The following is a 21,507-nucleotide window of genomic DNA, read 5'->3' as shown; positions in this document are numbered from 1 at the left end:
TGTTTAAGTGCTGACACGTTTACTGTCATCCTGAGCGCAGCGAAGGATCTAATTGCAGAACGTAGGCACTGTCGTGGAGAAGATCCTTCGCTGCGCTCAGGATGACAATCGTTTTAATTTTGTCTGTGCTTAAGTCAAAACTGCTCTAGCTGGAGATCCGCGACCGCGATGTGCCCTCGGGCATTGGTCGCGTCACACGAGCCAGCGCCAGTCGGCCGTCTCCGACGCGGGCAACTATCCAGAAAACAGCCGCGGTTCCGGCGTCGTCGGAAACCGCGGCGTGGGGTCTGGCAGAGGTATGACGCCCGCAGGAGAGGCCGGTGAGGGACGGATTCAGACGTCGAATCAGAAGCGCACGGTGACGCCGGCCATCACCGAGCGCTCGGCGCCGGGCCGCATGCCGTTTTCGTGGTCGGAGACGTAGAGCTTGTCGGACAGGTTGCGACCTTGCACCCACAGCATGGTCATCGGCTTGCTGCCGAAGCGGTAGCTGGCGCGGGCCGAATAGATGGTGTGACTGCTGACCTCGCCGAGCACGGCGGGCTCGCGGATCTCGATGGATTCTCCCGCGCCCATTTCGATGGGTTCCTTGTCCTCGTCGGCGACCACCAGTTCCTTGGTATTGAGCAGGTCGGTGTAGAAGCTGCCGAGATGGCTGACGGTGACGCTCAGGTGCCAGCCGGCGGAGTGGTCCAGACCCAATGACAGGCTGCCGACGTTGTCGGCGATCTCGGGCACTTCGTTGCCGTCGATCTCGCCGTCGGTGAACTCTGCCTCGGTGAAGTTCCAGGCCAGTTCGGCGAACGGCGCCAAGCCGTTGACCGGCCGGCGGCCGATGCGCAGACCCAGGTCGATGCCGTAGGACACCGAGTCCTCCGCGTTGACCACCACGTTGCGGTCGTCGATGGTGTAGGGCTCCTGGATCACGGTGTCGCGGATCATGTTGTAGAACACCGCGCCTTCCCAGCGCAGCCAGTCGTTGGGTACCGCGCGCATGCCGATCTGGCTGTTGACGCCGGTCTCGGGGTCGAGCGGGAATTCCGCGGCGGTGCGCGCGAAGGCCGGGGTATAGCCGCGCGCGACGTTGCCGAATACCGAGGAGCGGTCATCGACGTCGTACAGGAAGCTGATGCTGGGCAGCACCAGGGTGTTGTCGTCGTCCTGTTGTTCGTGGAAGAAGGTTTCACCCTCGAACACCAGGTTCTTGAGCTGCGTGTAGTGCTCCACGCGGATGCCCGGCGTGACCGTGAGCCGGCCGTAACGCATGGCGCTCTGCACGAAGCCGGACACCGCCGAGGACTGGAATTTCTCCAGCAGCGCTTCCTCCAGCTCGTTTTCACCGAAGAAGTTGCCGCGATTGGATTCGTCCAGGATCTCGCCGATGTCGCCGAAGGACTCGCGGTTGTCGAGGAAGTGGCGCTCGAAGCGCAGGCCCCACTGCAGGGTCTGTTGCGCGCCGAAGGCCTCGATGCCGTCGAGCTGCATGCGCGACTCGATGCCGTAGGTGTTGTAGTGGCGATCACGCGAGATCATCACACCGCTGACGCCGGGCACGAAGATGCGTGCCGGGTCTTCGAACTCGAACTCGGGTAGGGCATCGAAGTCCACCTCGTCGGGATCGACTGTGAAGCGGGGACGGTCCAGATCGGTGGCGAACAGCTGCGTGGACATCGACAGCGCGTCGCTGATCTGGAAGTCATGGGTCAACGCGTACTTCTGGTAGTCCACCGCAATCTGATTGAACTCCTGACCGAAACGCCCGCGCTTGCGGCGCGGGTCGGTGAAGTATTCCACCGGGGTGAGGTTGGACTCGTCGTAGTCGGAGCGTTCGCGGAAATAGGTAGCGGAAAAGCCGAGCCGGTGATGCTCTGCCAGCTTCCAGTCAGCGCCGACGAAAAAGTCGTCGTACTTGGTTTCTTCCAAGTCGAAGGTGCCGTCGGCGTCGAGACCCGAGTAGGCGAAGACGGTGCCGAGCGCGCCGTCGGTCCGGGTGTGCATGGCATGGCGCTTGAAGGTGCTGAGGTCACCGGCGCCGAGCTCGATCGTGGTTTCCGGCGTGGCCGTCGGTCGCTTGTTGATGAAGTTGACGATGCCGTGATTGTTCAGCGGCCCGTGCAGGATGTGACCGGCGCCCTTGAGCACATCGACCGATTCGAGACGCTCTATCGGTGGCGTGTAGTGGGCACTGGGGTCCAGGTAGGTCGAGGCGTTGATCGGCACGCCGTCTTCCAGCAGCAGGGTTTTGCGCGAACGTCGCGAAGGCGCGCCGCGGATGCCGATGCCGGAGCGTCGTCCGAGCGCGTCATCGTCGATATGGCGCACGCCAGGCACGAAGTCGAAGGCATCGTGCAGGGTGTAGGGTCGATAGGTTTCGATGTCTTCGGCACTGAGTCGATGGGCTGCACCGGGCGTGTCGTCGACTTCGTCGGGCAGGCTGGACTCGACGCGGATCGGCGGCACCACGACGGTGGTGGTCGCGCTGACGGCGACCTCTGTTGCCGCCTGCGCCGACTCGGATTCCTGTGCCTTCACCGCATCGAAGACGCCGCAGAGACCGGCCGCAACCATCAGGGCGCTGCGCTTTGTTGTTTGCATCGTATTCTCCCGGCAGAGCGGTCGATTGCCGTTCTGCATCCGTTGTGGTGTCGTTGTCCGGCGCGGTCGTGTCGCGGCGCCTGCCAGGGATGGTACGTGCCGCCATTGGGCTTGCAGCAGCCGTCGCGAAACTCGGGAAATTTTCCTGCGCGAGAATTCCTCCGCGTTCGGAAATGACCCATGGGAGTGTCCCGAAAGTGTGTCGCGGCTGCCACAGAAACGACGACGCACTCGCGATTACGGCGGCGTTTCGCCGTTGCGCTCCGCCGCTTCGGCTTCCGGTTCTGCGGCCGGGCAGGGCGAACGCGCCAACGCGCGTTCGAGCAGCGCACGATTGCGCGCGATGGGAACCACGAAGCTGCGGCGCTTCGGGTGATGCTTGGCGAACAGGCCGGGCCCGTCCTGTTGATTGGGCACTCCGGCCAGGCGCAGTTCGACGGGCTGCTCGCAGGCGGCATCCTCGGTGACGCGGAACAGCGCGCCGCCGGAGACGCCAGCGGTGAGACTGCAATTGGTGGCGTAGCCGCTGATGCGATCCGGCCCCATGATCGCGCAGCGGTCGCCGTACAGACGGTAGTCGCCGGCCGGGCTCATGCCGTCGACCGGGAAGCCGGCGGCGATGAAGTTGGCACGGCCGGGAACGTAGTCGACATCGCCGTCCAGACGCAGGCGCGGATAGTGCGCGGGCGCGGAGCGATTGAGTCGCACCAGCAGCAGCTCGTCGGCGTAATTCGGCGTAAAAGGATCGAAGATGCCGAGATCCAGCGGACGACCTTCAATGACGTGGGCGAACTCCGACTCTCCCTGCGTGCGCGCACTGCGCTGCCCGAATCGAAAACTCACCACGCGCTGCGGATCGAACTGGAAGACCCGCGGCCGTGCGTTGACCAGATCGATTTCCGGAAACACCACGTGGTAGGCGGTGAGCACATGGCAGGCATCGACCAGGGTGCCGGAGCCGGTCTTGCGCAACTCGCCGCGACTCATCGGCGTGGGGACGAAGATCGCACCGACATTGTCGAACGCGCGATAGCGCGCATCGTCAAGGGGAATCACGAAGCGCAGATCGTGTTCCTGTCGCGGCCGCTCACCGGGCCCTTCGAGCGGAGCACGCAATCCCAGGCCGCAGGGCTCGGCGCCCGACGCGGCTGACCCGTGCAGCAGGCACCAACACAGCGCCAGCTGTCGCAGCCTGATCCCTGCGCGCCCGCGGCTGTTCACGTTGCGCGATCCTGCAGACTCCAGCCGCACAGCAGCAGCAGAGCCGCAGCCAGCCCGAACACGAAGCGCAGATCCACCGGTGCGTCCGCCAGGATGGCGAGCTGCGGATCGCGCGCCGCGACGACCAGCGCGGCGGGGTCGGTCAGGCGCAGGTACTGCAGACCAGCAGCGCGCGCCAGATCGCGCAGCTCGGGTTGGCGCAGCGCAGACAGATGCTCGTCGGTGCCGGCAGGGGTTTCGCCCGCATACGCGAAACTCAGTCCGCCGCCTTGCACGACGAAGTTGGGATTGAAGCCCTGACGCTGCGCCTCGTGCGGTTCCCAGTAGCCCACGATGCGATCCTGCGCGTCGAGTTTGGGCACCGGACGCGGCTGTTCGCTGCCGACGCCGACCATCCAGCCGCGGGTGGTGCCGCTGTGTGCCTGCACCGTGCCCAGTCGCGAGGCCTGGCGTCGCGGCGTCTGGTCGCCGTCGCTGACGAAGATCAGGTCCAGGCTCTGCTTGCGCGCCTCCTGTAGCGCGCTGACCACGCCCAGATCGAGCTGCGAGTTACCGGCCCAGGCCATGCGCCACTGCAGGCCGGAGATCACCCGCTCCATCGCCGGATAGTGATCGCAGACCTCCAGCGGATCGAACAGCGGCAGGGTCTGGCCTTCGGCGAACAAGGCCACCGACACCTGCGAGCCGCAGGGCATCGCGGCCAGTACCTGCAGCAGCGCCTCGCGGCCCAGGTGCAGTCGCGAGCGCGTGCCGTCGGCACCCTCGACGTCGCGCACGTTCATGCTTTGGGTCACATCCAGCACCAACAGATAACGATAGGTCGGCGCGGGCATCCACACGCGCGGCGCGGCGAACACCGGCAGCAGACAGACCGCCGCCAGCACCAGCAGGGAGGCGCCGCGGCGCCGGGCGACCACGCCAGGCAATTTCACGGCAGGCCCCGCGCGGTGTTGCCTTCCTTCATGGTGGCCCAGCCCTCGCGCTCGTCCGCTTGCAACTGCACGTTCTCCTGCTGCCGGCTCCAGCCCTGCACCCGCCGGCCCGGACTCAGGCGTTCCAGCAGTTCCAGGTTGTAGCGCGCGGCGTGCAGCTCCGGCTCCAGCCGCAGCGCGCCGCGATAGGCCTCGCGTGCCAACTGCAGGTGCGCCAGGCCGCGCACGTGTGAGCCCCCGGCGGCGATATCGCCAGCCATCAAGCCGATGCGGAGCTGCACATTACCCAGCGCCAGCTTGGCGCGCGCCGCCAGATGCACGTCGTCGGCGATCTCGGCGCGGGTGTAGTGGGCGATGGCGGGCTCCAGTTGTTCGGCCCGTTCCAGATGCCAGCCGGCGGCGTAGTGCAGGTGCGGGTCCAACGGCGCGGCGGTCTCCAGCGCCGCTGCAGTGGTCGGGGTCAGCGCACGCACCTGCGCCTCCACCGTCAGGGTCCGCCGCCACGCCAGGCCGTCCACCACCAGTGCCACCATGCACAGCATCAGGCCCGGCCACGCCAGCACCGGCAGCCAATGTCGGCGCCCGGCCCATCTCTTGCCGGCGGTGGTCAGCCCCTTCATCGGACCGGGCATCATCGGGCCGGCCATGCGGACACCTCGCAGGCGCGGGCGCCGATCAGCACCAGCAAGGCCAGCAGCGCCGCCGCGAACAACGGTGTGGCCAGATCGCGGCGCGGCAGGCGCTGCTGGTAGCGCGTAGGCAGGTGGGTCATGCGGCCAACCTTGGCGATGGCGGTCTGCAGGGCCGCCGCGTCGGTGGCTTCGAACACCTGGTAGGGCATGTCGGCGTCGGTGAAGAAGCGGTGCATGGACAGGCTTTGCGACAGGCTGTCGTCGTCCAGTGCGATCACGCTGTCCTCGCGCGCGCCGCGGGTGTAGATCCATACCAGCGAGGCACGTTCGGCGCGGAACAGGTCCTTCAGCACCTCGCGATCTTCGCCCGCAATGTCGGCGCCGCCGTCGGATACCAGCAGCACCAGGCGCGCGCCGGTATAGGGGCGGTCGCGGTAGTAGTCCAGTGCCATCGCCAGCGCGCGCGCCACGGCGGTGAAGCCGAAGCTGCGCACCTCCGCACTGGCCATGGCAGCCTTGGCGATCTCGCGATCCTCGCTCAGCGGCGCCACTGCGATAGGCGAGGAGCCGAATGCCACCACGCCGAACATGTCGCCCGGACGCTGCTGCATGAAGCTCAGCAGCAGGCGCCGCGCTGCGCCGATCTTGCTTTCCTCGTCCTGCTCCTCGTACGACGACGCCAGCTTCTCCGACATGCTGCCGCTACGGTCGAACACCACCACGATCTGCGCGCCGTGGCCGACGCGCGTCACCGTGCCGCCGTCGAGGTAAGGCCCGGCCGAGGCCACCACCAGCAGCGCCACACAGGTTGCGGCGAGCACGCGCAGCGCGACCGCCATCCAGGTCGAGGTGCGATCGCGCGGCCAGCCGGACAGATCCGGGTAGACGAAAGTGCGCCCGCGGTGCAGCAGCAGCGGCAGCAGCGCCAGCACGCTCAGCGCCAGCAGCCAGGGGTAGGCGAAGGCCAGGTTCATGAACCGCGCGCCGTCGCCATCGGGCGCGGCCGCCCCAGGCTGCGCTCCTGCAGCATGGCGCTGCGACACAGCGCGACCAGGCGCGGCTGCGGCCAGGGTGGCGGCGCATCGCGCCAGTAGAGGTACTGGTGAGCGTGTTCGAAGAACGCAGCGATCTCGGTTTGCAGGGGACGCAGGTACGGCGCTGCCGCGAACAGTCGATCGAGGTTGTCGCGGTACAGCGTCTGCCCGGCGCAGGCCGCAAAAGCCTGATGAACCTCGGCCAGTTGCTGCCGATAGCTTTCCAGGTTCGACGCTGCGACTGACGCGCGACGCAGGCGTCGGTGCAGTCGCGTCAGCGGACCCGGCCAGCGCCACAGCCACGGCAGACGGTCGGCGTGCCAGGCCAGCGCCAGGGCCAGCAGCAGCGCCAGCACGGCCCACAGGCCGAGGCGCCGGGCAGCGGCCGAGTGCGGCAGTTGCGGCGGTGGGCTGGCACGGGGTGTCTGGCTGTCGGTGTCCAGGTTCGGTGGCAGCACCGGCGACAGGTAGAAAGGTTGTTCGGCAACGGTGGCGACGACTTCGCCTTGTGCGGCGGCGAAGCGCAGGGTCAATGCCGGCAGCGCCAGGCGCAGGCTGTGCTCCACCGCGGCAAAGATCTGGTAGCGCAGCACCAGCTCGCCGTGGTCGTGCCAGTGCAACTCGCGCAACTCCAGCCAGTGCTGCACCGGCCCCAGGCTGGGCAGCGACTCGCGTTTCAGGCGGGTGTCGGCGGCCAGCTCGAAACGCACACGCTGCTCGATCACGTCGCCCAGCACGTAACCGCTGTCGCGCAGCAGGACCTGCGCGGGAATGGCAGTGGGCGCAGCGCTAGTCGGCGCCGGCGCTGCCAGCACCACGGATGGCGCCATGCCCAGCACCAGCGCCATGGCGCGCGCGTACCTCACGCGGTCTCCATGAAATAACGCGTCAGGCGGCGCGGGTCGAAAGCGCCGTCGACATGGAAGGGACGGCGGCCGGCGCGATGCAAGGCGGCTTCCAGTGCCTCGCTCCAGGCCTGCCGTGCCGCCAGCAATTGGGTGCGCAGGCCCGGACGCAGCCACACGAAGCGCTGCTGTCCGCTCTCGCTGTCGCGCAGGCGGGCGAAGCCGCGTCGTGGAATGCGTTCGCACTCCGCCGGATCGCGCAGCACCACCGGCACCACGTCGTGGTGGGCCAGCCCGCGCAACAGCGCCGCCAGCAGGCCGGCCGGCCAGCGGAAATCCGAGATCAGAAAGACCAGTGCCCGTTTCGGCGGCAGTTCGGCCAAGGCCTGCAGCAGGCCGGTTGCGCTGCGCCCCTGCGGGCGGAACGTCTGCAGGCGCGCCTGCAGCCAGTCGGCAGCGCTACGGTTGACCCGGGCGGACAGCGCCAGCTCGCTGCGCAGCTGTTCGTCGGCGGCGTAGAAGCCGAAGCGGTCGCCGCCTTTCCATGCCGAGTTGGCCAGACTGGTCGTGATGCGGCACAGCTCGACATAGCGATCATGCACGCCGCGATAGCCCATGGAGGCCGACACGTCAGCCAGCACGAACAACCGCAGCGCGGTGGTTTGTTTGAAGTCGCGCACCCACAGGCGCTGGAACGGATCGCGCAGCGTGGTTCTGAGGTCCAGCCGGCGAGGATCGGGATAGTCGGACAGCGGCACCACGGCGCGGACCTCGTTGCCGCTGCCGGCCACCGTGCCGCGATAGGCGCCGGGCAGCACACCTCCGGGTTTCCAGCGCACCCGGTAATCCACCAGCTCGCCCAAGACCGCGCTCAAGGCGACGGCACCTTGCGCAGGATTTCCGCGCTGAAGGCGCTGGCGATGTGCGCGCGCTGCAGTTCGTAGATCGGCGTGAAGAACACGCGGTGGGCGATCACCTCGTGGAAAACCTGGCACAGGTCCTCCGGCGTCAGGCTGTCGCGCCCGTCCAGCCACGCGCATACCTTGGCGGCGCGGATCAGCATGCTCATGCCGCGCGGGCCGACACCGGCCAGCACCAGTTCGTCGACATCGATGTCCGGCAGGCGGATGCCGTATTCGCCGGGACGATGGGTGGCGCGACGCAGATGGCCGGCAAAGCGCTGCACCGTGTCGCCGGCCTGCACTTGCGTCTGGATGCGCTGTGCCACCTGCGGCAGCGCGCGATGGTCGAGCAGCGCCTCCGGCATGGCGGCGATCAGAGTCTCGGTGTCGTGAAAGCGCGCATCGAACATGAGCTGGCGGTGGATCTCGTCGTCGTCGTCAGGCTCGATCAGCAGTTCCATCAGGAAGCGGTCGCGGGCGGCACCGGGTAGCTCGAAGGTTTCCTCCTTCTCCACCCGATTGCGGTCGGCAAATACCTGCAGATAGTCGAAGCGATGCTCGGCATTGAACGCGGTGACGCTGCGCTCGGCCATGACGCGCAGCAGCAGCGAGTGCACCTGCGGCCGCGCGCGATTGATCTCGTTGAAGAAGAACACCGACAGCTCCGAACCCTGTACCAGCAAGGGACCCGGATCGACGCGCGGGCGACCGTCGCGATCGACGTGAGTGTGGTAGATCAGATCGTGCGGCATCAGGTCGATGGTGCCCTCGATGCGCTGGTAGGCGCCGCCGATGCCGCGCGCGGCCGCGCGCAGAAGCGTGGTCTTGCCGACGCCGACGTTGCCCTCCAGCAGCACGTGGCCGCGTGCCATCACCGCCACGGTCAACAGCCGCACCGCGCGCGCCAGGCCGAGCGCGATGCCGTTGAGTTGGTTTTCGAAGTGCAATGCACGGTCGCGCCATGCATTCATATCGCCATCGGAGCTTTGCATCGCGACTCCCTGATCCGGTTCGCCGCGGGAAGGCGGCGGTTTCTTGTTATGGCCCTGCGCTCCGCGGTTGGCGCCCAGAGCGCCCTATTGCGGGCGGATGATCAACTCGCGCTCGCACACATCGCCCACCTGTTCGCCGCAGGCCTGCGGAACAAGCGCATCGCTCAGGCACAGCCGCACCTCGGTGAGGTAGTGGCTGCGGCATTCGATGGCGATGGATTCAGGCGTCAGCGACGGGTTCATCGCCACGAACGCCTTCTCCAGTTGCGACTTGGAGATGCGCTGGTTGGCGCGGCTGCGCATGAACGACTCGGGCCACTGAAACTGTGCCGCCGCGGCCTCCAACTGTTCGAAGTAGGCCTGCGCCGACAGGCTGCTGCAGGTGCCGCGCGCCTGCCATTGGCGATCAACCTGACCCTCTCCGGGCAACACCGTCTGCACGCGTTCGACCAGCGCGGGAGGTGGGCCGTCGCGTGGCGGACAGTCGGCCGGATAGCCGGCATCACCGTAAGGCCACAGCCCGTGCACCAGCAGCCCGCGCGACGGCACGCAGGGGCCGTGATCGTCATGCTGACCAAGCAGGGCACAGGCCTCGGGCGACCAGGTCAGCGACAGCACCCAGCGATCCGTGGCAGCAGCGGACGCGGGCAGCCAGGCGCCAGCGCACAGCAGCGCAGCGATTGCCCATCGTAAGGACGGTCGGCCGGTCGGAATCATGTTGTGTCGGTCCATGGAGGTAACGCGATTTCCGGTAGTCGTTCGCAAAAGCTGTGCGCGAACGCGCCGGCGCGGCGGCATCTTTACAGGCCTTGCATTGACAGGGCCGAAGCTGCACTGCAGCTCGACAGATCGCAAGTGGAGCGGTGTGGGAGCGGCTGCCACGTGCATTGAGGGCGAGATGGCGTGCGCCCTGGGTCAGCGCCGACACACCCGCGTAGCGGCGCCGACTCAGCGTCTTCATGGCATCGGCCACGCCACCGTCAACGCGCCTCAAAGACCACTGATGCACAAAGGAAAATATCCCGGACGCAAGATGGCACGGCCGCTGCAGTCCAGTGGAGCGCCGCGGCTAAAAGCTTCGCGCGGCGGGAGGTCCTGCCTCGCCTTGCGAACCGATGTCCGGTTCGCCGGCGGGAAGAAGAATCGGGTGGCACGACGCTAAAAGGAGAGGAGAACATCATGCATTCGCGAGAAGTCAAACGCCGAGTCGGCCTGCTGTGCGCCGCATTGATGATGGGGGCATTCTGCGGCTCTGCTGCAGGCAACGCCGAGCAGGTCAAGCGTTCCAAGGATCCCAACCAGTGGGGCGCGCCCGGCGGCGATCTCGCCATGACGCGCCACAGCGAGCTGGCCGACATCAACACCGGCAACGTCAACAAGCTGCAGATGATCTGGTCGCAGTCCAGCGGCACCCTGCGCGGTCACGAGGGACAACCCCTGGTGATCACCGAGGGCGGCAAGACCATGATGTACATGATCAGCGGCTGGCCCAACATCGTGCAGGCGCTGGACCTGGAAGACCCCGACAACCCCAAGGCGATCTGGCGCTACGTCAAGACCACCGACCGTGACGAATCCGCCGTGCCGCGCGCCTGCTGCGACACCGTCAACCGCGGGCTGAGCTATGCATCGGGCAAGGTGGTGTTCGGCACCCTCGATGGCTTCGTCATCGCGCTCGATGCCAAGACCGGCAAGGAGGCCTGGGTCGTCAAGCATGCCTTCCCGGACAAGGGCGAGACCATCACGCCAGTTCCGCTGATCGCCGAGGACAAGGTGTTCATCGGCTTCGGCGGCGATGAGTTTGCGGCGCGTGGTCGCGTATCGGCCTACAACCTGGCCGACGGCAAGAAGGCCTGGGAGTGCCATGCCACCGGCACCGACGAGGATATGTGCATCACCGAGAACACCAACAAGGTGAACCCGCATTACGGTGGCGCCGGAAAAGATCTGGGCACTGCCTCGTATCCCGGTGACGAGTGGAAGCGCGGCGGCGGCGCGAGTTGGGGTTTCTACAGCTACGACCCCGAACTCAAGCTGATCTACCACGCCACCGGCAACCCCGGTCTGTGGAGCCCCTCGTATCGGTGCAAGCACGACACGCACGAAAAGTGCAACGACGGCTCGCAGGACAACAAGTGGTCCATGGCCATCATGGCGCGCAAAGTCGATACCGGCGAAACGGTGTGGGCCTACCAGATGACGCCGTTCGACCAGTGGGATTACGACGGCATCAATGAGAACATCCTGGTGGACTGGGAGATCGACGGCAAGATGCGCAAGGCGCTGGTGCATTTCGATCGCAACGGTTTTGCCTACGTGCTCGACCGTACCGACGGCACCCTGCTGCGCGCCAACAAGTACGTGACGGTGAACTGGGCCGAAAAGATCGACATGAAGACGGGCCGACCGGTAAAGGTCAAGGAGCATTCTCCGTTCGGTCTGGGCGACAACGTGCAGGCCTGTCCTTCGGCCATGGGCGGCAAGGATCAGCAGCCCTGTGCCATCGATCCCAACGAGCCCGGCATGGCCTACTGCCCCACCAACAACTGGTGCATGGAGCTGGAACCGCAGGAGCGCTCGCATACGCAGCAGGGCACGGTGTACGTGTTTGCCAACGTGTTCATGTACCCGGAAAAGCCGGGCACCACCGGCAAGCTCAAGAAGTTCAACGTGCTCACCGGCGAGACCGTATGGGAAGTGCCTGATCCGTATCCGAACTGGGGTGGTGCCATGACCACCGATGGCGGCCTGATGTTTTACGGTAGCCTCGGCGGCGACTTCCGTGCGGTCGACCGCAAGACCGGCAAGGTGCTTTGGAGCCGCAAGCTGGGTTCCGGAATCATTGGCAATCCGGTGACCTACAAGGTCAAGGGCAAGCAGTACGTCTCGGTCTGGGCAGGTATTGGTGGCTGGATCGGCCTGCCGGTCACCGCGGGTCTGGATCTGGACGACAAGTTCGGCGCCATCGGCGCGACGGCCATGACCAAGGCGGCCAACCTCGACAAGATTCCGCAGGGCGGCACGATGTACACCTTCCGCATCGGCGACTGACGCCGGGAGCGGTAAGCTCACCGAAGCGCCCGGCGCCGCAAGACGCCGGGCGCTTCGACGCGTCAGGAGACTCGATATCTCACGGAGAGACAGAGCATGAAAAGCGAACGCAAGACCGCGCTATTGGGGCTGATCGCCGGTGCCGCCATGATCCTGAGCCAGCCGACACAGGCACAGGGCGCCAAGCCGCTGCGTGTTTGCGCCGATCCCGGCAACATGCCGCTGTCGAACAATCGTGGCGAAGGGTTTCAGAACAGGATCGCGGAAGTGGTGGCCGCGGCGCTGGGGACCACGGCAACCTATGACTGGCGGGTCTCCACCGGCCGCGGTCTGATACGCGGCACCCTGAATTCGGACGCCTGCGATCTGTTCATGGACCTGCCGGCGGACATGGAGATGGTGCTGAGCACCCTGCCGATCTACCGCAGTACCTTCGTGCTGGTCCACCGTCAGGATCGGAATTACGAGATCAAGAGTCTGGAGGATCCCTTGCTCAAGGAACTGAGCATCGGTGTTTACCAGATGTCGGCAATCCGCGAAGCTCTGGGCCAGCGTGGCGTCAAGCAGAACACGGTGGTCAAACACATCAGCTACGACGGCGCCACCAACCCGCAGAACCAACCGTCCTACATCGTGCAGCGCGTGATCGATGGTGAACTCGACATGGCAGCGATCTGGGGCCCGTTCGCCGGCTATTACAGGACGCAGAAGCAGGCGCCGATCGAATTGGTGCCGGTCAACGTCATGGACCCGCGCAATCGGCTCGAATTCGAGATGGCAGTGGCGGTGCGGCGCGGCAACCATAATTTCAAGGCTGAGGTCGAAAAGGCGCTGCACGACAAACGCGACGAAATTCGCGCCATTCTCGACGACTACGGCGTGCCGCTGGTGAAGTGCGACGTCTGCCTGATCGACGGCACCTTGCCGTCGCAGGGTCAACGACAGAAATTGCAGATGGCAGCGCCCCTCGACGGCCGGCCGGACGACAAGCCGGTGGACCTGGCCAAGCTGCAGAAATGGCTGCAGGACGGTGCCGACCCGACCCGCGAACTGGCCAACGCGGTGATTGCGGACGACCTCGAACGCGTAGTGTTTCTGGTCGAACACAAGGGCGACGTCAACGCCCCGGACCATGTCGGCTACACGCCTCTGCATAACGCGGCACGCATCGGTTCGGTGGTGGTCGCCGCCCACCTGATCGAGCACGGCGCGCAGGTGAACCGCGCCGACCGCGACGGCTGGACGCCGTTGATGTTCGCCGCCTGGCGCAACGACGCCGACATGGTGAAGTTGCTGGTGTCGCATCGCGCCCGCATCGAGGCCACCAATGCCAACGGCATGACCCCACTGACCATCGCGGCGCAGCACGGCTGGTCGCAGTCGGCATTGGCCTTGATCGGGGCGGGTGCAGACGTCAGCCGTGCTGTCGGAGCCGGCGGCTTCACGCCGTTGATGCTGGCGGCGGCCAAGAATCTCGATGACGTGGTGTCGGCACTTCTGAAGAAAGGCGCGGACGTCGATGCACGCAACACCGCGGGCTATACCGCCTTGATGATCGCCGCAGCCGGAAACTTGGAGGAGATCGCCACCATCCTGCTCGATGCCGGTGCCGACCCCGCGGTGCAGAGCGAGGACGGACGCACGGCGCTGACCATCGCCCAGGAGCGCGAGCATCAAGCCCTGCTGCAACTGCTGCAGAAGCAGAAGCCGCAGGCGTCGCATCGCCAGGCGGTACAGTCGGGCTGATCGTCGGCGACCCCGCGGCGATCCGGTTCAGCCTGCAGTGCGACCCATCCGTCAAGATCGATTCGAACATCACGATACGAGGAGAACAAACGTGTTGAAAACAGTGCTTGCCGCGGCCGCGGCGTTGTCGATGGGTGCCACGCTGGTGGTGGCGTCGGAACCCTCGGCGAAGTCGCCTATCGAGGTGGCGCGGTCTGCCGAGAAAGGGAGTCTCAAGAATCCCTATACGGACGAGAATGCCGAGATTGTCGAGCAGGGCAAGAAGCTTTACTTCAGCAAGAGCTGCAACGGCTGTCACGGTGGCGGTGGCGGTGGCGGCATGTGCCCGCCGCTGAGCAACGATGTGTGGATCTACGGTGGCGACGACGACACCCTGTTCCGCCTCATCGCGCTCGGCACCGACGAGATCTCCAAGGACGGTTATGCGCGTGTGCGGACCGAGAACGTCAAAGGCCCGATGATGCAGTTCGGGAGCTTGATCAAGACCGAAGACGACATGTGGAAGATCATCACGTTCATCCGCTCGAATTATCGCGGTGGCGAATCCAACAAATACGGGACTCCGCCCAAGCCCTGATCCCGGCATGGATCATCCGGACCGGCATCGTCGTGGTGTCGGTCTTTTTTTGTGCCGGTGATTGCGGCGATGGGTCAGATTGGAAACAGGCCGTGTAGCGCGGCGGTCCTGCGATCGCTATCGCGCGTGGTCGGGGTCGTGGATGGTCCTCGCAGGCCGTTGATTGTTATGAATTCGCCGATTCGAAATCGGGCTGGCACGTGCGGTGCTCGGGTTGGAGTCGAGTCCCGCGGATGAGCCTCCGTCGACCCCGCCGCCGGACTCGCGACCTGAAACCGACGGTGGATGAGGGACCCAGTGCGATGAACCGAAGTCCCGCACGATGTGGCCGCAAGCCTGCTCCCGCGCCGTGTGTCGTCGTCGGAATCCGCGTGTGAGCGCAGGCGACCCCAGCGACAAGAATCTGCGCTGTGGACGCGTGGCCGGCGACGTCGCCGTGCAGTTGATGCAGTACGAGCAACCCGCTTCAGATAAGCCTGTTCACGGGCAGACGATGGCAGTACCCTCCAGCGGTAGTAACGAAACCCACGTGGCACAAGGCTCCGCAGACCAGCGCGAGAGTCGCGAAAGAACGCCGCGGGATATCGCGAACGAAAAGCGGACGTCCGCCGATGCGAGACGCGTCGTACTGGAGGGGCTCATGCAACAGCCTGGAGACGGTGCCAATCATGCCAAGCGCATTGAGTTGGCGGTGAGCGGAAAATTCGACGGCATGGAGATCGACTCCGCCGTACGGACTTCATGGAGCCGATGCCTGGGAAGCTATCTGCTCGATCCCCTGCAAGTGAAGAAACCGCAGGTGGTGGAGCGGCGCGAGCTGGAGAGCCGGCGCGAGGCGCTCGGCGCGGTGATGCAGATCGCCCGTATCGAGATGCTCAATCTCGCTCGGCAGATGCAGAACTCCGAGTGCGGCATCATGCTGACCGACGCCGACGGCGTCATCCTCTGTTACGTTGGCGATCCCGCGTTTACGACCGTGGCGCGCCGCAGTGGCTTTCGCGAGGGCGCGGTGTGGAGCGAGCGCGAGCTGGGGACCAATGGCATGGGCACCTGCCTGATGACGCAGCGTCCCATCAAGATCGACCGCGTCGACCACTTCCTGTTGCAGAACACTCAGCTCACCTGTTCGGCAGCTCCAATCTTCGACGGCCGCGGAAACGCGATCGCGGCGCTCGACATTTCCGGCTGCTCCAGCGCCGCGCAATCTCACACCCTGGTGTTGGTGGACCTGGCGGCGCAGAACATCGAGAACCGTGCCCTGCTGGCCGTCTGCCGGCAATACCACGTGATGCGGTTTCATCCGCACGCCGAGTTTGTCAGCACCATCGGCGAGGGCGTGATCGCCTTCGACGAGTCCGGCGCGATCGCCGGCGTCAACCGTAGCGCGCTGTCGCTGCTGGGCCATCGCGATCACGACGCGCTGATCGGACGCAACGTGGATACGGTGTTCGATATCGGCGTCTGCGGTCTGCAGCACTGGTCCAGCAACGGCGTGTTCCGGCCCGAGGTGATCGTTACGCGCAGCGGGCACTTGCAGGTTTTCGCAACGGTGCAGTCGCCGGTGCGTCACCCTGCGCGCACGGCAGCGTCGCGAACCACGGCAACCGACGCGCACGGCGCGCCAACGGATGCGCTGGATGCACTGCGCTCCGGCGATGCGGGCGTGGACGCCAATATCCAGATCGCCAGACGAGTGCTCGATCGCGACATCTCCGTGTTGCTGCTCGGCGAGACCGGCAGCGGCAAAGGCCATTTCGCCAAGGCCCTGCATGCGTCGAGCCGCCGCGCAGACAAGCCGTTCGTGTCGGTCAATTGCGCCGCAATACCGGAGCTGCTGATCGAAAGCGAGCTGTTCGGTTATCGCCCGGGCGCCTTCACCGGTGCCGCGCGGCAAGGCCATTGCGGGCGCATATTGCAGGCCAACGGCGGAACCCTGTTCCTGGACGAAATCGGCGATATGCGGCTGTCGCTGCAGGCGCGACTGCTGACCGTGATCGAGGACCGCGAGGTGCTGCCGCTCGGCGCTTCCAAGCCGGTCCCGGTCGACATTCGTATCGTCAGTGCGACGCATCGGGTGCCGGGCGACATGATCGCCGATGGCTTGTTTCGCGAAGACCTCTATTACCGTCTCAACGGCGTCACCCTGACCATGCCGGCGTTGCGCGACCGCAGCGACGTGGCGGCGGTGATCCGGCGCATCGTGCAGATGGAGGCCGGACCGGAACGCCGTGTGCAGGTCGATGATCGCCTGATCCAGCGGCTGCTGACGCTGGACTGGCCGGGCAACATCCGACAGCTTCGCAACACGCTGCGCACGATGCTGGCGTTGTCCGAGGGAGACGCGCTGGGTCTCGAAGACCTGGATCAGACCGCCATGCTGGGTCTCGGGCCTCATGCACGCAGCCACGACACTGCGACGGCTCCGCCGCCGGTGACCGTCACTGCCGCCGATGTTGGTCGCGAGCAAGAAGACATTCTCGCCAGCGCCGAGTGCGATGCGCTCAAGCGCACCTTGGAGGCGTGTCGGTGGAATGTCAGCGTGGCCGCGGTGCGGCTGCATGTCAGCCGCAAGACCATGTACCGAATGATGCATCGCCACGGTCTGGTACGCCGCAGTGCAGGGGACCCGACGATGCACGAGTCCGATTTGACCCGCGGAGTGCCAGGCTGATTCGCAGCCGGGGTTTCTCCGCGGCTAGCTGGCCGCCGCAACTTCAACCAGGGAGAAACCATGAGCGCAGTCTCGCTACATCCATCGATCGACGGGGGCATCCGCCCCGGCTCGTCCGGCTTCGCAGGCGGCACCCTGCAATGCCATTGCGCCGACCGCAAGGTGCGGGTCTCGGTGCAATCGCAGTCGGCGCACAATCATGCCTGCGGCTGCACCAAATGCTGGAAACCGGCAGGTGCCATGTTCTCGGTGGTCGCGGTGGTGCCGCGCGACAAGCTGACGGTGACCGACAACGGCGACAAGCTCGCGGTGGTCGACAGCAACGCTGCCATTCAGCGTCACGCCTGCAGCGGCTGCGGTGTGCATCTCTACGGCCGCATCGAAAATTCCAAGCATCCGTTCTTCGGATTGGACTTCATCCACACCGAGCTGTCACCGGATAGCGGCTGGCAGGAGCCTCAATTTGCCGCGTTCGTATCTTCGGTGATCGAAGCAGGCACGCCGCCGGAACAGATGGGTGCGGTGCGCGCAAGACTGCGCGAGCTGGGCCTGGAGCCCTACGACTGCCTGTCGCCGCCCTTGATGGATGCGATCGCCTCGCATGTGGCCAAGGCCGCCGGCACGCTTCAGTAAGTCAGCATCGGCGCCTGCGGGACCCGGCTTCCTCGGCCGCCGGGTCCCACGGGGACCGATCAGGGGGTGTCGAGCGTACCGACAGTGCGCGGCCAGGTGACGATGCCCCAAGGTAGCTCCTTGTCCTCGATGCGCTGCGTCACCTTGAGCGTGGCCACATCGATCACTACCACCTCGTGAGAGCGTCCGCAGGTCACCAGCAACTGGCTGTCGTCCGGCGTGAACGTGAAGTGCCAGCAACGCTCGCCGGTTGGCACTTCCCCGACCAGCTCGTGGCTGGTGGCATCGAACACCTGCATGGAATTGCCGTGCGCCAGCGCCACATACAGGCGCTTGCCGTCGCGGTCGTAGGTGATGCCATTGGGTACCTTGCCGGTCGGGAAGGTTTTTACCGGATCGAAGTTCTCGTCGAGGATCAGCACCTTGTCGCCGAACTCCAGGGTCACTGCGTACTGCTTGCCGTTAGGTGCCATCTTGATGCCGCGCGGGCGGATGCCCAGTTCGGCGGTGTCGATGGACTTGACCATCTCGCCGGTTCCAATGTCGTGAACCGACACCGTGTTGTCGGCTTCGTTGGTGATCAGGATCTTGCTGCCGTCGGCGGAGAATTCGATGCCTTCGGTTTCGATGCCGCCGGTGATGTTCCTGATGACCTCGCCCTTGTCCAGATCGACGATGGCGATCTGCGCCGGTTCGGTTTCGCGGGATTCGCGCTCTTTCTCCAGCGCCTCGAATTCGGGTGTGCCGGGTTTGGGTGGCGGTCCTGCCTGCGATTCGGGCTCGAACGAAACAAACGCCTGATTGCCGCGCGTACGCACGAATTCTGGGTTTTCGCCGATCGGTACCTTCTTGATCAGCTTGCCTTGCGCCCGATCGACGATCGACAGACTGCCGTCGCCGCGGTTGGCCGTCACCAGATACTTGCCGTCTTCCGAAACGCCAATGCCGCGCGGTTCCTCGGCGCCCGGATCGATGCTGCCCACGGTCTTCATGGTGGCCAGATCGATCACCGTCACCGGACCGTTCTGATTGCTGATATAGGCCAGGCCCACGTCGCTCTCGGGGATCGCGGCGCTGGTGTCGGATGCCTGGGTATCGGCCGCAGTGTCTGCAACGGCCTGACTTTCGGGTTCTGACTGCTGGCCCTGGCAGGCCATCAGCAGACCGGCCAACACGACCGCGATGCTGCTAGAGATTCTCATGCTTCCTCCTTATCGATTGCCTTGCCCCGTGTGGGCGCACGCCTGGCGTGGGGCTGGTAGTGGCGCCGCCACGTGTGTTGCCGTCGTGGCGTGTGGCGTGCGTGCAACTTGGCGGGCGGTTCAGCGTAACGATGCGCGATCGGGAAATTTTCCCGCCACCTCTCTGACGGTCAAACCCTAGAGCCGGCAATCGCAGTTTCCGCGCCAGAGTCGACTCGGGCAGCAGTCGTCGGCCGCGTGCCGCGCGTCAATGCCGGTCGCGTCGTGCGCTCGCCACCGCGATGCCGTGGTGCTTGATCTTTCGATACAGCGTGTTGCGGCTGATGCCCAGGCTGCCAGCAGTAAGGCTCATGTTCCAGCGATGACGCTCGATGGCTTGCAACAGCGCGTCGCGTTCGGCGGCGGCCAGCGGGTTGATACGCGTGTCGCTGCCGGCTGCGTGCCAGTCGGCCGGCGCAGACTGCGTCGCGTGCGGCGGCGGGGTGGCGGCGTCGCGTATCTCGCGAGGCAGGTCCATCAGGCAGATCACGCTGCCTTCGCTGATCGCCAGCGCGGTGCGGATGACGTTGCGAAGTTCGCGGATGTTGCCCGGCCAGGGATAGGCCATCAGGCGTTCGAACGCCACCGGCTCGATCGCTGCAGGCTGGCGGTCGTCGGCCTCGGTTGCCAGATAACGGCGGATCAGAGCTTCCTTGTCGCCGCGCTCGGCCAGAGACGGCAGCTCCAGGGTGATGCCGTTCAGGCGGTAGTAGAGATCCTCGCGAAACTCGCCGCGTTCGATCATGTCGCGCAGCTTGCGATGCGAGGCGCAGATCACGCGCAGGTCCACTTTGACCGGCGCCTCGGCACCGAGCGGAACGATCTCGTGCTCTTCGAGCACGCGTAGCAGGCGCGTCTGCAGAGCCAGCGGCATGTCGCCGATTTCGTCCAGAAACAGGGTACCGCCGGAAGACTGCAGCACCTTGCCTTTCATGCCCTCCCGGCGTGCGCCGGTGAAGGCGCCGGCCTTGTAGCCGAACAGTTCGCTTTCGATCAGGGTTTCGGGAATGGCGGCGCAGTTGACCGCCACGAACGGTTGCGCGGCGCGGGCGCTGGCCAGATGCAGCGCCCGTGCAAAGGCTTCCTTGCCCGAACCGGTGGCGCCCTGGATCAGCACCGACACTGCGGAGTTGGCGATGCGCCGGGCGCTGCGGATGTTGCGCAACATCTGAGGATCGCTGCCGGCGATGTCTTCCAGAGTCATGCCCTGTTGCGCCGGACCTGCCGGGATCTGGCTGTAAACACGTTCTTCCCGCATCGTCGGCATCGGGTCGAGCGCGACCGCGCGCTGCTGACGACCGTCATGAACGCTGACGAAGAAACGGCGGCCGCGATGCAGATCGCGCACCGGCCAGATCGCCTGTCGCGCGGTGGACGCGGCGGCCGTCAGTTCGTCGAAACGCGCGTCGAATATTTCTGCCAGTGGGCGGCCCACCAGATCGCGTCGTTCGTGGGCGCCAAGCAGACGGGTGGCGGTTTCGTCGGCGGCGATGACGATGCCGTCCTCCGACAGGGTCAGTGCGCCATCGTGCAGCAGGTTCACCAGTTCCGGCCGGCTGTGAAAGCGCAGCACGAGCTGCTTGTGGTGGCGGCGCAGGAACAGGCACTTCTCGATCATCTGCGCCGACAGATTGACCAGTGCCAGGGTGTGCATCTGGCTGCTGCGGGTATCGTGGGAGCCTACCGTGGAGGCATCCAGCACCGCGATCAGCGCGCCGGAGGGATCGCGTACCGGCGCGCCGGTACAGGACAGGCCGATGTGTCGGCTGCGGAAATGGTCGCCGCGATGCACGGTGACCGAACGACCCTCGGCGATGCAGGTGCCGATCCCGTTGGTGCCCTCGTGGCGTTCGCTCCAGTCGGCGCCGACGAGCAGGCCGGCGCTGCGGAACGACTTGCGCATCGACGGATCGAGCTTCTCGCGCAGGATGATGCCACTGGCGTCGGTCAGCAGCAGCGCGTATCCGGAGCCGGAGATCTGATCGTACAGCGACTCCATCTCTGCATCGGCGATGGCGACCAGTTCGTCGTGCTGGGCCTGCAATTCCTTCAGGCAGGTCGGATCGAGCACAGTGGGCGCATACATGCGCGATGGATCGAGCCGGTAGTCGTTGACGCAGCGCGTCCAGGAGGAGCCGATGGCGCCCTCGACCAATTCGCGGCCCGGTCGCGGGGTGCCGTGAACCTGTCTGAGAACGTCTTCGGCGTGCTGCAGCACGAGCGCGTCGGCCATTCGTATCCTCCAGGGTGCAGTGCGGGATCCCTGATCGACGGGATCTCTCGTCTGAATCGGCGTAGCGCAGCAAGCATGCCATGTGCGCCGGCACAGCGTGTCAGCGGAGATACACCGGCTCGACGGGTCGGATTCGAAGCATGTTTTCTGGGAAGATCCTCTCGTGTGTGTCATCCCCGGAACACAGTGGAGCCAAATGACC

Annotated in this window: 16 protein-coding genes; 5 read left to right on the top strand and 11 right to left on the bottom strand. The window is 65.6% G+C overall.

The features are described from left to right. Positions 1-345: 345 nt before the first annotated feature. From ACOOHP_RS13760 to ACOOHP_RS13720, 9 genes are all read right to left on the bottom strand, one after another. Positions 346-2,595: a TonB-dependent receptor family protein gene (locus tag ACOOHP_RS13760; RefSeq protein WP_420467057.1), complete on the bottom strand. Its 2,250-nt coding sequence runs from the start codon at positions 2,593-2,595 to the stop codon at positions 346-348. A 237-nt stretch (positions 2,596-2,832) separates the two neighbouring features. Then, positions 2,833-3,816 carry a hypothetical protein gene (locus ACOOHP_RS13755; RefSeq protein ID WP_420467056.1) on the bottom strand — a complete coding sequence of 328 codons (984 nt, stop codon included), beginning with the start codon at positions 3,814-3,816 and terminating at the stop codon, positions 2,833-2,835. Beyond that, positions 3,813-4,748, bottom strand: a complete 936-nt coding sequence (locus ACOOHP_RS13750; protein ID WP_420467055.1) for a vWA domain-containing protein — start codon at positions 4,746-4,748, stop codon at positions 3,813-3,815. The genes ACOOHP_RS13755 and ACOOHP_RS13750 overlap by 4 nt, the downstream gene beginning before the upstream one ends. Beyond that, positions 4,745-5,395, bottom strand: coding sequence for a hypothetical protein (locus ACOOHP_RS13745; protein WP_420467054.1), 651 nt, complete (start codon positions 5,393-5,395; stop codon positions 4,745-4,747). Before ACOOHP_RS13745 ends, ACOOHP_RS13750 begins: the two co-directional genes overlap by 4 nt. Continuing rightward, the gene (locus ACOOHP_RS13740; protein ID WP_420467053.1) at positions 5,380-6,354 is read right to left on the bottom strand and encodes a vWA domain-containing protein; all 975 of its coding nucleotides are present in this window, start codon (positions 6,352-6,354) and stop codon (positions 5,380-5,382) included. Before ACOOHP_RS13740 ends, ACOOHP_RS13745 begins: the two co-directional genes overlap by 16 nt. Beyond that, positions 6,351-7,280, bottom strand: coding sequence for a hypothetical protein (locus ACOOHP_RS13735; protein WP_420467052.1), 930 nt, complete (start codon positions 7,278-7,280; stop codon positions 6,351-6,353). Before ACOOHP_RS13735 ends, ACOOHP_RS13740 begins: the two co-directional genes overlap by 4 nt. Next, the gene (locus tag ACOOHP_RS13730; RefSeq protein ID WP_420467051.1) at positions 7,277-8,134 is read right to left on the bottom strand and encodes a DUF58 domain-containing protein; all 858 of its coding nucleotides are present in this window, start codon (positions 8,132-8,134) and stop codon (positions 7,277-7,279) included. The genes ACOOHP_RS13735 and ACOOHP_RS13730 overlap by 4 nt, the downstream gene beginning before the upstream one ends. Then, entirely contained in the window at positions 8,131-9,153 is a 1,023-nt protein-coding gene (locus ACOOHP_RS13725; RefSeq protein ID WP_420467050.1) for an AAA family ATPase, read from the bottom strand. Before ACOOHP_RS13725 ends, ACOOHP_RS13730 begins: the two co-directional genes overlap by 4 nt. A gap of 84 nt (positions 9,154-9,237) precedes the next feature. Beyond that, positions 9,238-9,885: a ribonuclease T2 family protein gene (locus ACOOHP_RS13720; protein WP_420467049.1), complete on the bottom strand. Its 648-nt coding sequence runs from the start codon at positions 9,883-9,885 to the stop codon at positions 9,238-9,240. Positions 9,886-10,332: 447 nt separating this feature from the next. On the opposite strand from ACOOHP_RS13720, the gene ACOOHP_RS13715 reads away from it, so the two are divergent. From ACOOHP_RS13715 to gfa, 5 genes are all read left to right on the top strand, one after another. Further along, positions 10,333-12,204, top strand: coding sequence for a PQQ-dependent dehydrogenase, methanol/ethanol family (locus ACOOHP_RS13715; protein ID WP_420467048.1), 1,872 nt, complete (start codon positions 10,333-10,335; stop codon positions 12,202-12,204). A 96-nt stretch (positions 12,205-12,300) separates the two neighbouring features. Then, a complete protein-coding gene (locus ACOOHP_RS13710) occupies positions 12,301-13,950 on the top strand; it encodes a quinoprotein dehydrogenase-associated putative ABC transporter substrate-binding protein (protein WP_420467047.1) in 1,650 nt (549 codons plus the stop codon). A gap of 91 nt (positions 13,951-14,041) precedes the next feature. Further along, positions 14,042-14,527 (top strand): c-type cytochrome, encoded by a 486-nt coding sequence (locus ACOOHP_RS13705; protein ID WP_420467046.1) that lies wholly within the window; start codon positions 14,042-14,044, stop codon positions 14,525-14,527. A 640-nt stretch (positions 14,528-15,167) separates the two neighbouring features. Then, complete coding sequence (locus ACOOHP_RS13700) at positions 15,168-17,198, top strand: sigma-54-dependent Fis family transcriptional regulator (RefSeq protein WP_420467045.1); 2,031 nt, start codon at positions 15,168-15,170, stop codon at positions 17,196-17,198. A 60-nt stretch (positions 17,199-17,258) separates the two neighbouring features. Further along, on the top strand, positions 17,259-17,831 hold the full coding sequence (gene gfa, locus ACOOHP_RS13695; protein WP_420467044.1) for an S-(hydroxymethyl)glutathione synthase: 573 nt from the start codon (positions 17,259-17,261) through the stop codon (positions 17,829-17,831). A 59-nt stretch (positions 17,832-17,890) separates the two neighbouring features. On the opposite strand, the gene ACOOHP_RS13690 is transcribed toward gfa, so the two are convergent. Together ACOOHP_RS13690 and ACOOHP_RS13685 are read right to left on the bottom strand one after the other, a co-directional pair. After that, a complete protein-coding gene (locus ACOOHP_RS13690) occupies positions 17,891-19,033 on the bottom strand; it encodes a cytochrome D1 domain-containing protein (RefSeq protein WP_420467043.1) in 1,143 nt (380 codons plus the stop codon). Positions 19,034-19,280: 247 nt separating this feature from the next. After that, the gene (locus ACOOHP_RS13685; RefSeq protein ID WP_420467042.1) at positions 19,281-21,305 is read right to left on the bottom strand and encodes a sigma-54-dependent Fis family transcriptional regulator; all 2,025 of its coding nucleotides are present in this window, start codon (positions 21,303-21,305) and stop codon (positions 19,281-19,283) included. Positions 21,306-21,507: the final 202 nt, after the last annotated feature.

Source organism: Panacagrimonas sp. (assembly GCF_965216805.1).
Classification (GTDB): Bacteria; Pseudomonadota; Gammaproteobacteria; order Nevskiales; family Nevskiaceae; genus Panacagrimonas.
The sequence above is the reverse complement of the archived record's forward strand: the minus strand, read 5'-3'. Positions and strand labels throughout refer to the sequence as shown.